Origin of the sequence: Pseudomonas sivasensis, assembly GCF_013778505.1 — a bacterium.
GTDB classification, from domain to species: Bacteria; Pseudomonadota; Gammaproteobacteria; order Pseudomonadales; family Pseudomonadaceae; genus Aquipseudomonas; species Aquipseudomonas sivasensis.
Genome location: NZ_JAAOWU010000005.1, coordinates 324,540 through 337,617, shown reverse-complemented (window position 1 = coordinate 337,617; position 13,078 = coordinate 324,540). Strand labels below are relative to the sequence as shown.

Annotated in this window: 9 protein-coding genes; 7 read left to right on the top strand and 2 right to left on the bottom strand. The window is 61.3% G+C overall.

Annotated features, from left to right (window positions below):
• Positions 1–21: 21 nt before the first annotated feature.
• From G9Q84_RS12435 to tssK, 7 genes are all read left to right on the top strand, one after another.
• Positions 22–504: an Hcp family type VI secretion system effector gene (locus G9Q84_RS12435; protein ID WP_032889711.1), complete on the top strand. Its 483-nt coding sequence runs from the start codon at positions 22–24 to the stop codon at positions 502–504.
• 63 nt (positions 505–567) lie between these two features.
• Positions 568–1,086, top strand: a complete 519-nt coding sequence (gene tssE / locus G9Q84_RS12430) for a type VI secretion system baseplate subunit TssE (protein ID WP_095184434.1) — start codon at positions 568–570, stop codon at positions 1,084–1,086.
• A complete protein-coding gene (gene tssF / locus G9Q84_RS12425; RefSeq protein ID WP_181643418.1) occupies positions 1,083–2,960 on the top strand; it encodes a type VI secretion system baseplate subunit TssF in 1,878 nt (625 codons plus the stop codon). Before tssE ends, tssF begins: the two co-directional genes overlap by 4 nt.
• Complete coding sequence (gene tssG, locus G9Q84_RS12420; RefSeq protein WP_032889704.1) at positions 2,945–3,964, top strand: type VI secretion system baseplate subunit TssG; 1,020 nt, start codon at positions 2,945–2,947, stop codon at positions 3,962–3,964. Before tssF ends, tssG begins: the two co-directional genes overlap by 16 nt.
• Positions 3,957–6,596: a type VI secretion system ATPase TssH gene (tssH, locus tag G9Q84_RS12415; protein ID WP_181643417.1), complete on the top strand. Its 2,640-nt coding sequence runs from the start codon at positions 3,957–3,959 to the stop codon at positions 6,594–6,596. The genes tssG and tssH overlap by 8 nt, the downstream gene beginning before the upstream one ends.
• Before the next feature lie 5 nt (positions 6,597–6,601).
• A complete protein-coding gene (locus tag G9Q84_RS12410; RefSeq protein ID WP_181643416.1) occupies positions 6,602–8,563 on the top strand; it encodes a type VI secretion system Vgr family protein in 1,962 nt (653 codons plus the stop codon).
• A gap of 51 nt (positions 8,564–8,614) precedes the next feature.
• Entirely contained in the window at positions 8,615–9,961 is a 1,347-nt protein-coding gene (gene tssK / locus G9Q84_RS12405) for a type VI secretion system baseplate subunit TssK (protein ID WP_181643415.1), read from the top strand.
• 83 nt (positions 9,962–10,044) lie between these two features.
• Here the strand turns inward: tssK and nuoN are convergent, their stop codons facing one another.
• Positions 10,045–11,508: an NADH-quinone oxidoreductase subunit NuoN gene (gene nuoN, locus G9Q84_RS12400; protein WP_003174731.1), complete on the bottom strand. Its 1,464-nt coding sequence runs from the start codon at positions 11,506–11,508 to the stop codon at positions 10,045–10,047.
• Between the two features lie 7 nt (positions 11,509–11,515).
• Positions 11,516–13,048 (bottom strand): NADH-quinone oxidoreductase subunit M, encoded by a 1,533-nt coding sequence (gene nuoM / locus G9Q84_RS12395; protein ID WP_017527174.1) that lies wholly within the window; start codon positions 13,046–13,048, stop codon positions 11,516–11,518.
• Between the last annotated feature and the right edge of the window lie 30 nt (positions 13,049–13,078).

The following is a 13,078-nucleotide window of genomic DNA, read 5'->3' as shown; positions in this document are numbered from 1 at the left end:
TCAACCTGAAAGGTACTCACCATGATCCTGCTGAACTTTAAAGGCACCCCAATCAAAGGCACTTCCACCGTCGACGGTCACAAAGACTGGATCACCCTCGATGCTATCCAAATGGGGGTTTTCCGAGCGATTTCCTCCAGTGGCGGCGGTGCTGACCGTGACACCAGCAACCCTTCGTTCTCGGAAATTTCCGTGACCAAACTGGCCGACGTGGCCTCGGCTGATCTGTTTATGCAGGCTGTGTGCGGCAAGAGCCTGGGCGATGCCGAGATCCACTTTGTCCATACGGGCGGCGCGGACAAAAAACAGCAAGTGTTTCTTAAGATCATCCTGGGCGGCGCGATTATCAGTGCTTACTCCGCCAGCAGCACTGGCGATCGGCCTGCCGAAACCCTTTCGATCAACTTCACCACCATCAGCTACGCCTATGACGCCTTCAACGGTGACACGGTAATCACCGGTACGCCGAAGAAGTGGGACTTGGAAAAGAATCAGAAGATCTGATTCGGATGCCCGACGGTGGGTGGGTTCGCCCGCCCGCCGTCCTGTCGATGGAGGCCTCAGCGCATGGCTGAACTAACCAGTCTCGAACGTTTGCAACCGTCCTTGCTCGATCGCTTGAGTGATGACGACACCGCGCAGGTTTTCGAGCCTCGCGACAAGCGCGTGTTGTCCATGCGCCGCTTGCGCAAGGCGGTATTACGCGATTTGGGGTGGCTGCTCAACAGCACCAGTCTGGGCAGCTTTCGCGACCTGAGGAAGTGCCCGTTGGCGGGACAATCAGTGCTCAATTTCGGGCTGCCCGATCTCGCGGGAAAGACGGCTGCCGGCCTGGACCGCGAAGCGTTGGGACGCCGCATTCGCCAGGCGATCTGGGATTTCGAACCGCGGATTTTGCGCGAAAGCCTGCGTGTCGTGCCGGTTGCCTCCTCGGGTGCAACCATCAGTCCCAACCAGATGACCTTTGAAATTCATGGCGAACTCTGGGGCCAACCGTTGCCCGAGCGCCTGTACCTGAAGACCGAACTCGACCTGGAAGCAGGCGAGGCGCGGATCTTCGATATTGAGACAAGGGACGTGCGTTGAACGCAAAACTGCTGCGCTATTACGAGCGTGAGCTGGCGCATCTGCGGGAAGTTGGCGGTGAATTTGCCCGCGACTACCCCAAGGTTGCCGGCCGCCTGGGGCTGGAAACCTACGCCTGTGCCGACCCCTATGTTGAACGGCTGTTGGAAGGTTTCAGCTTTCTCGCCGCACGGGTGCAACTGAAGATTGATGCCCAATTCCCACAATTTACCCATCACCTGCTGGAACTGATCTACCCACACTACTTGGCGCCAACGCCATCGATGGCGGTGGTGCAACTGCACCCGGACATGGGCGAGGGCAGCCTGGCCGCCGGCTTCAAGGTGCCACGCCACACGGCATTGCACAGCCAGTTGGGCAAGGGGGACCAGACCGCCTGCGAGTTTCGCACTGCCCATGAGGTAACCCTGTGGCCGGTGGAGTTGGTCGAGGCGCGCTATTTCGCCTGCAGCACGCAGGTGGCCGGGGTTGACCTGTCACGTCTCGGCGCAGTCAAGGCCGCGTTGCGCCTGCGCTTGAGTGTCGGGGCTGGCCTGGCTTTCAGCGACCTGGCCCTCGACACCCTGCGGCTGCACATCCGTGGCGGGGACGGCACGCCCGCGCGGGTTCTTGAACAGCTGTTGGCCCAAGTGGCGGGTGTTCTGGTCATGCCCATGCAAGCGTCTGGGGACTGGCATCAGCTGCTGCCCAACAGTGCGATTCGCAGCGTGGGCTATAGCGACAGCGAAGCCTTGCTGCCCATCGGGCCGCGTTCGTTCCAGGGTTATCGCTTGTTGCAGGAATACTTCGCCTTGCCGCAACGCTTCATGTTCGTCGACGTGGTGGGGTTGGCGAGCAGTGTCAGCCGCTGCACCGCCGAGCAACTGGAGCTGATCGTGTTGTTCAAGACGGCAGACCCGTTACTTGAGCAAAACCTCAGTGCCGCCAATTTCGCGCTGTATTGCACGCCGGCGATCAACCTGTTCCCGATGCGCACCGAGCGTGTGCACTTGGATGAACAGCGCTCTGAATACCATGTGAGCCCCGACCGCACACGGTCAATGGATTACGAGATCTACGAAATTGAAGGGGTGACCGGTTACGGCAGTGGCGCCGAGGCCAGTCAGACATTCGAACCCTTCTACCGCGCCAACGACCTGCAGGGACGCACGCCGCCGCGTGCGTACTACCAGGTACGGCGCGACACGCGGGTTTTGTCCGAACAGCAGCGCAGCCGAGGCCCGCGCTCCAGTTATGGGGGCAGCGAGGTATTCGTGTCGCTGGTGGACGGCGAGCAGGCTCCTCACCGCAGCGACCTGCGCCAATTGGGCATCGACGCCCTGTGCAGCAACCGCGACCTGGTGCTGAGCATGCCGGTGGGCAGTGGCAGCACCGACTTCAGCGTCCAATCCGCTGCGCCGGTGCAGTCGGTACGTTGCGTGGCAGGGCCCACGGTGCCCGCGCCGTCGTATGCCGAAGGCGATACCGCATGGCGTCTGGTCAGCCATTTGTCCCTTAACTACCTGTCACTGCTGGACCAGGACACGGAGCAGGGCGCTGTAGCCTTGCGTGACATGTTGCGCCTGTATTGCCGCGTCGACGATGCCGTTGCACATAAACAGATCGAAGGCGTGCGTTCGGTGACTGCGCAGAGCATCGTGCGGCGCCTGCCATTGTCTGGACCCGTCACCTATGGGCGAGGTTTGCAGATCAGTGTGAGCGTGGATGAGTCTGCGTTCGAGGGTGCAGGCGTCTGTGTATTGGGCTCGGTGCTGGAACAGTTTTTCGCCAAGTACGTGTCGCTCAACTCATTCACCGAGACGCGGATCGTGAGCGCGTCACGCGGCGTAATCATGCAGTGGCCTGCGCGGGTGGGCAGATGCGAGATCCTCTGAGCCTGCTCAGCGAGCTTGAAGCGCATCCGGGTCGGTTTGATTTCTACGCGGCATTGCGCCAGTTGGAGTGCGCCTTTGCGCACCTGCCGCGTATCGGCGAGGCCACGCGCCCGGCGGACGAGGCGGTGCGTTTCGGCCAGCATTCTTCGCTGGCGTTTGAGCCGGCAATGATTGCGGGCCTCATACCCGGCGACACGCCTAAACTGCTGCTCAATTTCTTCGGCCTGATGGGCGCCAATGGCCCGTTGCCGATTCACCTCACCGAATACATTCGCGACCGTCAACGCAACCTCAACGACCCTACGCTGGCGGCATTTTGCGACGTGTTTCATCACCGCATGATCAGCCTGTTCTATCGCGCCTGGGCCAGTGCCCAGCCAACGGTGAGTCTGGACCGTCCGGGGGCGGACCGGTTTGCCAACTACCTGGGATCGTTGCTCGGTATTGGCCTACCGTCGCTGCAGGCGCGCGACGGCGTGGTGGACCTCGCCAAGCTGCATTTCGCCGGTCGCCTGGGACCGCAAACACGCAATGCCGAAGGCCTGGCCGCCTTGCTTGGCGACTACCTTGGCGTTCCCGTAGAGGTCGAGCAATTTGTCGGCCACTGGATGACCCTGCCCCGTGACGGGCTGTGCACCTTGCGCAGCGGTCCGGATGCGGTGGTGCTCGGCCAGGCCACGGTCATGGGCCGGAAAGTCTGGAATGCCCAACACAAGTTTCGCCTGCTGATTGGCCCTCTGGACCTGACACAAACCCGCCGTTTGCTGCCCGGTGGCGACAGCCTGCAACGGGTGCAGGATTGGGTGCGTCAGTACGTCGGCATGGCGATGGACTGGGACGTCAACCTGATCGTCAAGAAAGAACACCGGCCTCGCTTGCGCCTGGGGTCCACGTCATTGGGCTGGACCAGTTGGCTGAGCAGCAGAGCGCCCCAGCGGGATGATCGGCAATTGCTGATCAAGCCTCGACCCTCATTTTCTTCTCAAGGAACTGCCCATGGCTGATATCAGTCGCGTCGCGCTTTTCGGCAAGCTCAACAGCCTGTGCTACCGGGCGATTGAAAGCAGCACTGTGTTCTGCAAACTGCGCGGCAATCCCTATGTCGAGCTGGTGCACTGGTTGCAGCAGTTGTTGCAATTGACCGATTCGGACCTGTTGCGCCTGGTCCGCCATTACGGCATTGATCCGGTGGTGTTGGACCGGGACCTCACTGCCGCCCTAGATCGTTTGCCTAGGGGCTCGACCTCGGTGACGGACCTGTCCTCGCAGGTCGAGGAAACCGTGGAGCGTGCTTGGGTCTACGCGACCCTGATGCTGGGTGAGTCCCAGGTGCGTTCTGGCCATTTGCTGCTGGCGATGCTGAAAACTCCGGCATTGCGTAATGGTTTGTATGGTGTGTCCCGGGAGTTCAACAACGTCAGGACCGACGATCTCAGCGAGCAGTTTGGCGCGTTGCTCAAGGATTCGCCCGAGGCCCGCATGACGGCCAGCGACGGGTACCAGGTGCCGGGTGAGGCTGTCGGTGCACTGGCGCCCGACCGTCAGGAAGGCCTGAAGCGCTTCACTGTCGACCTGACCGAGCAGGCGCGGCGAAACACGATGGACCCTATCGTCGGACGCGATGAAGAGATCCGGCAGGTCATCGATATCCTGATGCGCCGTCGCCAGAACAACCCGCTGCTGGTGGGCGAGGCGGGCGTGGGCAAAACTGCTGTGGCGGAAGGATTCGCCCAGCGCATCGCCCGTGGCGACGTGCCGCCTAGCCTGCGGGACGTACAATTGCTGGCCCTTGATGTCGGCCTGTTGCAGGCCGGTGCGAGCATGAAAGGTGAGTTTGAACAGCGCCTGCGCTCGGTCATCGATGAGGTTCAAGCCAGCGTCAAACCGGTGGTGCTGTTTATCGATGAAACCCACACCCTGGTAGGCGCAGGTGGCGCCGCGGGTACCGGCGATGCGGCTAATCTGCTCAAGCCGGCCCTGGCCCGTGGCACCTTGCGTACCTTGGGCGCAACCACGTTTGCCGAGTACAAAAAACACATCGAAAAAGATCCGGCCCTGAGCCGGCGCTTTCAGACGGTGCAGGTCGATGAGCCGGATGAAAGCCGCGCGCTGCTGATGCTGCGCGGTCTTGCCTTCAGCCTGCAGGAGCACCATCAGGTGCAGATCCTCGATTCGGCGCTGGAAGCGGCCGTGCGTTTGTCCAATCGCTATATCCCAGCGCGCCAGTTACCGGACAAAGCGGTGAGTCTGATCGACACCGCGTGCGCCCGCGTCGCCATCAGCCTGCACGCCACCCCGGCGGAAGTCGATGACAGCCGCCGGCGTATCGAATGCCTGGAAACCGAGCAGGCGATCATCCAGCGTGAACGCGCCATGGGGGCGCAAACCTCAAGTCGTTGTGCATCGGTCGATGCGTTGCTGGCGACCGAGCGCGAGCGCCTGAAGGTCCTTGGCAGCCGCTGGCACAGTGAGCTGGCGCTGGTCATGCAGATCTTGCGTCTGCGTAGCCGGTTGGTCGATGTGGATGCCGATGAACCTGAAGCGGGCCGGTTGGAACTGCGTCAATTGCAGGACCAACTGGCGTTGTTGCAAGGCGAGACTCCGTTGGTCCTGGTCAACGTCGACGAACAGGCCGTCGCGGCGGTAGTACAGGACTGGACCGGCATCCCCGTGGGTCGCATGGTCAAGAATGAAATCGAGAACGTGTTGCACCTGGCAGACCGTTTGGGCCAGCGCATTATCGGTCAGGATCATGGGCTGGAGATGATCTCGCGACGTATCCAGACCTCCCGCGCGGGCCTCGACAATCCAGGCAAACCGGTGGGGGTGTTCATGCTCGCCGGCACCTCCGGGGTGGGTAAGACCGAGACAGCCCTGGCCCTGGCCGAGGCGTTGTACGGCGGCGAGCAGAACGTCATTACCCTCAATATGAGCGAATACCAGGAAGCCCACAGCGTCTCTACCCTCAAGGGCGCGCCGCCTGGTTACGTGGGCTACGGCGAAGGCGGCGTGCTCACCGAAGCAGTACGGCGAAAGCCTTACAGCGTGGTGCTGCTGGACGAAGTGGAGAAGGCGCACTCGGATGTGCACGAACTGTTTTTCCAGGTGTTCGACAAGGGCTGGATGGAAGACGGTGAGGGGCGAGTCATCGACTTCAAGCACACCCTGATCCTGCTGACCACCAACGTCGGCACTGACCTGATCGCCCGCCAGTGCTGTGACCCGCTGGCAAAGCCAGAACCGCAAGCCCTCGCAAAAGCCTTGCGTGAGCCGTTGCTGGAGGTCTTCCCGCCGGCTTTGCTCGGACGCCTAGTGGTAATCCCGTATTACCCCCTCAGCGACGCCATGCTCGACCGCATCATCCGCCTGCAACTGGAGCGGATCAGGCAGCGCATCGCTGACAGCCACAAGATTCCCTTCACGTACAGCGATGACGTGGTGCAGTTGATTGCCAGCCGCTGCACCGAGCTGGAAAGTGGTGGGCGGATGATTGACTCAATCCTGACCAACTGCTTGCTGCCAGCAATCAGCCGCGAGTTCCTCGATCGTCTGTTACAGGGCATCCCGGCCAGCCAGGTTGGGGTCAGCGTGGAAAACGGCGAGTTTGCCTATGTCTTTTCCGAGTCCGCGAGGTAGTCCCTATGGCAACCAGTCAAATGCATCGTGACATTCAGGTCAGCAGTGTGCTCGGCGACGATGTGCTGCTGTTTCGCAGCATGCAGGCATTCGAGGGGCTGTCTCGTCTCAGTGAATACGAGGTGGAGCTGTACAGCGAACGCGCCGACCTGGACATCAACGACTTGCTCGCTACGCCGATGAGCATTGCGGTGGACTTGCCCAAGGGCGGTAGTCGTTACTTCAGCGGGCATGTGAGCCACTTCTCCATAACCGGTCGTCAAGGGCGCTATACCACGTGCAAAGCGGTGTTGAGGCCGTGGTTGTGGTTCCTGACACTGGCCAGCGACTGCCGTATTTTCCAGGGCCTGAGCGTGCCGCAGATCCTCAACCAGGTGTTCGCGCCTTACAGCATTGCCGATGTCGACACCTCGGGCTTGAGTGCGGACTACGCGGCACTTAACTATTGCGTGCAATACCGCGAGAGCGATTTCAACTTTGTCAGCCGGCTGATGGAGCAGGAAGGTATCTACTACTTCTTCAAAAGCGCTGCTGGCCGTCATACCTTGGTACTTGCCGATTCCTGCGGCGCGCATTCGCCGGCGCCGGGCTATGCCCAACTGCGCTACATGCCGTCCCAGGATCACGCCCTGCGCGAAAGCGAGGTGATCTACGCCTGGCACATGAGCGGCGAGGTGGCGCCGGGCGGCTATACCCTGAAGGACTTCGACTTCGAAAAGCCCAGCGTCAATCTGATGGTCAAGTCAGCCATGCCTGGTGACTACCCGCAGTCTCGTCACGAACGTTACGACTATCCGGGTCGATACACCGAGCGCAAACAGGGCGAAACCTATGCCCGCACCTTGATTGAATCGCTGCAGACCGGCGCCGGTCGGATCAGCGGTGCCACTCGTGCCCGGGGGCTGTTCCCGGGAGCGTTGATGACCTTGGCCGAGCACCCGCGCAGTGAACAGAACGCGCAGTGTTTGCTGCTGGAAGCGCGTTACACGTTGTCGTTAGACACCTATGAGCCGACGCCACCGACCGAGCCCGCGCCCGTGTTGACTTGCGAGTTCGTGGCCATGCCGCACCAGCAGCCATTTCGAGCACCTTGCGTATCGCCCAAGCCACGGATGCACGGTCCGCAGACCGCCAAGGTGGTGGGCAAACAGGGCGAAGACATCTGGACCGACAAATACGGACGGATCAAGGTGCAGTTCCACTGGGACCGCGAGGGCAAGGGCGACGAAAACAGCTCATGTTGGGTCCGAGTAGCCCAGGGCTGGGCCGGCAAGCGTTGGGGCAGCCTGCATATCCCGCGTATCGGCCAGGAAGTGGTGGTCAGCTTTCTCGACGGCGACCCCGACCAGCCGTTGGTCACCGGCAGCGTCTATAACGCGGAATCGCTGCCGCCCTATGCACTGCCAGAAAATGCCACCCGCTCGACCCTCAAGACCCATTCTTCAAAGGGCGGTGGTGGCTACAACGAACTGCGCTTCGAGGACAAGAAGGGTTCGGAGCAGGTGTTCCTGCACGCCCAGAAAAACTTCGACCAGCGAGTGCTCAAGGATGCCCTGGACTGGGTAGGCGGCGACCGTCACTCCAGAATCGACCAGGACCTGCGCGAGAAGGTCGGCGGTGATCGTCATTCCTCTGTGGACGGCAACCGCAATGAAAAAACCAGCGGTGCGGTGTCGATGAGCGCCGGCAGCGAGATGATTATCGAGGGCGCCATGAAGACGGGTATTACCGCCGGTACCGATGTGCATATCAAGGGCGGGGCGAACGTGGTGATCGAAGCCGGCGCGAGCATCACCTTGAAGGTCGGTGGGGCCTTTATGACCTTTTCTCCAGGTTCGATTCTCGCTTCGGCCATGCCTGTGCCCTTGCCTCAGGCCGCAACCGCTGCCACCGCCGCGGCATTGGCGGCGGCCACCGGGCCTGCGGGTGTGCCGCTGCCGCCCAAGGAGGCCGACGATGGCAAGTAAGCCGTTGTCGGCTCTGTCTGCTTCTACCGTTGCCAATATTGGAAGAACTTAATGTCCTGGAAACACAAAGTGGTTTGGTCCGAAGGCATGTTGTTGCAGCCTCAGCATCTGCAACAACATGACCGTTTCCTGCAAACCCAACTGGAGGCACGGGTCACGGCGTTGCGTGCGTATGGCTGGGGCTTTTCGGCGTTGGACATTGACCCGCAGCAACTGGCTCTGGGCAAGGTATCGTTGCTTTCATACAGCGGTATATTCCCGGATGGAACGCCTGTCGGCCTGCCATTCGATGATGAAATGCCGCCGCCCCTGACCATCCCCGATGATGCGCGCGACCTGACAGTGGTGTTGGCGTTACCAAGCTTACGTCCCGGGATCCCGGAGGTTGACGACAACCCCAGTATCGAAAATTTCGCCCGACTTCGCAGCGCTGAATACGAAGTCTGGGACAGTAATGGACTGGACAGCAGTGCGCTGATGAGTGTCGGCAAGTTGCGCGTGCGTCTGGCCTTTGAGGGCGACGTGGCCGATGCCTTCACCTCACTGGGTATCGCCCACGTGGTGGAAAAGCGCGCCGACAACTGTGTGGTGCTTGATCGCGGCTACTGCCCGCCCTGTCTGGATATCCGGGCGGCCGAATGCCTCAAGGCGATGGTCGATGAGGTCGCAGGGCTGGTGCAGCAGCGGGGCGAAGCCACGGCCTCGCGCGTGGCCCGGCTCGATGGCAGTGGTGCAGCGGACATTGCCGATGTCCTGCAACTGCAGGTGCTCAATCGTAGCCTGCCGCTGATGCGCCATTTATCGACCATGAGCGGCCTGCATCCCGAGCAACTGTATCGCGACCTCTCGGCCCTGGCCGGTGAGCTGGCAACGTTTAGCCGCGACGATAAGCGCACGCCTGCCTACCCGGTGTATCGCCATACGGCCCTGGCAGAAACGTTTGCTCCGGTGATGCTTGAACTGCGTCGGATGCTCTCGACCGTGATGGATACGCGGGCCATCGCTATTCCCTTGGAAGAGCGCCAATACGGCATCCGTGTGGCCGTGCTGCCGGACCGGGCGTTACTGGCCTCGGCCACCTTCATCCTGGTGGTTCAGGCTCAAATGGCGGCGGACAGCGTGCGCAGCAGTTTCCCCTCCCAGGTCAAGATCGGCTCGATGGAGAAAATCCGCGACCTGGTCAACCTGCAACTGCCGGGTGTTGGCCTGCGGCCTTTGCCGGCAGCCCCACGGCAATTGCCGTTCTATGCGGGCTGCACGTATTTCGAACTTGATCGCAGCAGCGAGTATTGGCAACTGTTGAGCCAGTCGAGCGGTTTTGCGATCCATGTACCCGCCGGGTTTCCTGGGTTGGATATGCAATTTTGGGCTATCCGCGATTTGGCCCAAAACGAGTGAGGTGAACGCCCTGTTGCAGGGCATCCAGAAACGCAAAACGGCGCCCGAAGGCGCCGTTTTGTTTACTGCATCCCGCTAAGCGATCAAACGCCCAGTACCGCGTGCTGCACCAGGGTGAGCAACGGTTGTGGGTACACGCCCAGGAAGAACGCGAGCAGGGCGATGGCCAGCAGCATCACGCCGCCTGCCTTCTGTTCCCAATGCAGCTCGGCATCCACACGGCGCAGGTTTGGCTCGATCAGGTACAGGGTGACCATCACGCGCAGGTAGTAGAACACGCCGATAGCGCTGCCCAGTACCAGGGACGCAACCAGCCACCACTCGTGGGCTTCGACACCGGTAGCGACGATGTAGAACTTGCCGATGAAACCCGCGGTCAGCGGGATACCGGCCAGGGACAGCATCATCACGGTCAGTACGGCGGTCAGGTACGGGCGGCGCCAGAACAGGCCGCGATACTCGTACAGGGCGTCAGCGTCACGGCCTTTGTACGGCGAGGACATCAGCGTAATTACACCGAAGGCGCCGAGGCTGGTGATCACGTAGGTGACCAGGTAAACGCCGATGGCTTCCACGGCCAGGCCTTTGCTCGCCACCAGGGCGATCAGCAGGTAGCCGAAGTGAGCGATGGACGAGTAACCCAGCAGACGCTTGAGGTTGTTCTGGGTCAGGGCCAGCAGGTTACCGAACAGGATCGACGCGATGGCGATCACGGTCAGCACGTTGCTCAGCACGCCGGTATTGGCAGCAGGCGAGATCTGGAACAGACGCACCATCACGGCAAACACAGCAACCTTGGACGCGGTAGCCAGGAACGCAGCCACCGGCGCCGGGGCGCCTTCGTACACGTCTGGGGTCCACAGGTGGAACGGCACCAGCGACAGCTTGAATGCCAGGCCGATCAGCATCATCGCCAGGCCCAGTTGGGCAATCGGCGCCGGGCTGTTGGTGGCAGCCAGTGCGTGGCCGATACCGGTGAAGCTCAGGCTGCCGGCTTCGGCGTAGAGCAGGGCCATACCGAACAACAGGAACGCGGAACCGGCCGCCGACAGCACCATGTACTTGATGCCGGCTTCCAGGGAGCGCTTGTTGAAGAAGGCGTATGCCACCAGGCCGTAGGTCGGGATCGACAGCAGTTCCAGGCCGATGAACAAGCCGGCCAGGTGCTGTGCGCTGACCAGCACGATACCGCCGGCCGCAGCCAGCAGGATCAGCAGGTACAGCTCTTCGCGGTTGCCTGGGTAGCCGGTGCCGCCTTCGCCGAGGTAGGCGTGGGCGAGGGTGACGCAGGCGAGGGTGGCGACAAGGATCAGCGCGATATACAGCAGCGCGAAGTCATCGACCATCATCAGCGGGGTCACCGCCAGTGGCGCGACCTTGAGTGCCGGGATAATCGACAGCAAAGCCAGGTTCAAACCGGCACAGGACAGCAGGAACGTTTGTGAGTGATTGCGGCGCCAGGCGATTGCCAGCATCACCACCACGATGGTGAGGCTGGTAATCAGCAGCGGCGCAAGCGCGATAAAGTGTTGGATCGTGAATTCCATAGCGCTCTTACCGGGCCGAAGCGAGTTGAGAGAAGGCGGTGCCGAACCACTGCTGCACGCCATGCATCGTTGCGGCAGAAGTGTCCAGGAACGGTTGCGGGTACACGCCGATGTAGATCAGCAGCACCGCAAGGCCGAGCACCATGATCAGTTCGCGAGCATCCATCCCTTTCAGGACGGTGTCGGACTTGGCCGGGCCGAAGTAGGCGCGGTGGATCATGATCAGCGAGTAGACCGAACCGAATACCAGGCCGGAAGTAGCAATGGCGCTGATCCAAGGCGTTTGCACGAAGGCACCCATCAGGATCAGGAACTCGCCGATGAAGTTGCCGGTACCCGGCAAGCCCAACGAGGCAGCGGCAAAGAACAGGCTGATCGCCGGCAGGTACGCGATGCGCGACCACACGCCGCCCATCTCACGCATGTCACGGGTGTGCAGGCGCTCGTACAACTGGCCACTCAGGATAAAGAGTGCAGCGGCGGAAACACCGTGCGCCAACATCTGGATCACTGCGCCTTGCAACGCCAGCTGGCTGCCGGAGTAGATGCCGATCAGTACGAAGCCCATGTGGGAAACGGACGAGAAGGCAATCAGACGCTTGATGTCGGTTTGCGCGAACGCCAGGAACGCACCGTAGAAGATCCCGATCAGACCCAGGGTCATGGCAATCGGCGCGAACTCCGCCGAGGCGTTCGGGAACAGCGGCAGCGCGAAACGCAGCAGGCCATAGGCAGCGGTTTTCAGCAGGATGCCGGCGAGGTCAACGGAACCGGCGGTCGGTGCCTGGGCGTGAGCGTCAGGCAGCCAGGAGTGGAACGGCACCACCGGCAGCTTCACCGCGAACGCGATGAAGAAGCCCAGCATCAGGATGTACTCGGTGGTCAGGGACATCTTGGTTTTCAACAGGTCGGCGTAGTTGAACGTAATCACGCCTGTGCTGTTGAAGTTGACCAGTACCAGACCCAGGATCGCCACCAACATGATCAGGCCGGAAGCCTGGGTGAAGATGAAGAACTTGGTCGCCGCGTAGATCCGGGTTTTCTTGCCGTCCGAAGAACTGTGACCCCAGAGCGCGATGAGGAAGTACATCGGCACCAGCATCATTTCCCAGAAGAAGAAGAACATGAACAGGTCGAGGGCGAGGAACACGCCGACAACGCCGCCCAGGATCCACATCAGGTTCAGGTGGAAGAAGCCCACGTGACGCTGGATCTCTTTCCAGGAGCAGAGTACCGAGAGGATACCCAGCAGGCCGGTCAGCAGGATCATCAACAGCGACAGGCCATCGAGGGCCAGGTGCACGTTGATGCCGAAGCGCTGGATCCACACGTGCTTGAATTCAAGCGCGAAAGTCGGATCGACACCCGGTGCCGGAGCGAATGAATAGTCACCGTGGGCCCACAGCCAGAGGCCGAGTGCGAGTTCCAGGGACATGGTCAGCAACGCAATCCAGCGGGGGAGGGTGGCGCCGAAGCGTTCACCCATCCAGCAGAGCAGGCCGCCGATGAAGGGGATCAGGATTAGCCAGGGCAGAATCATGACAGGCTCGTTTCCTTTCGCAAGTTTGCA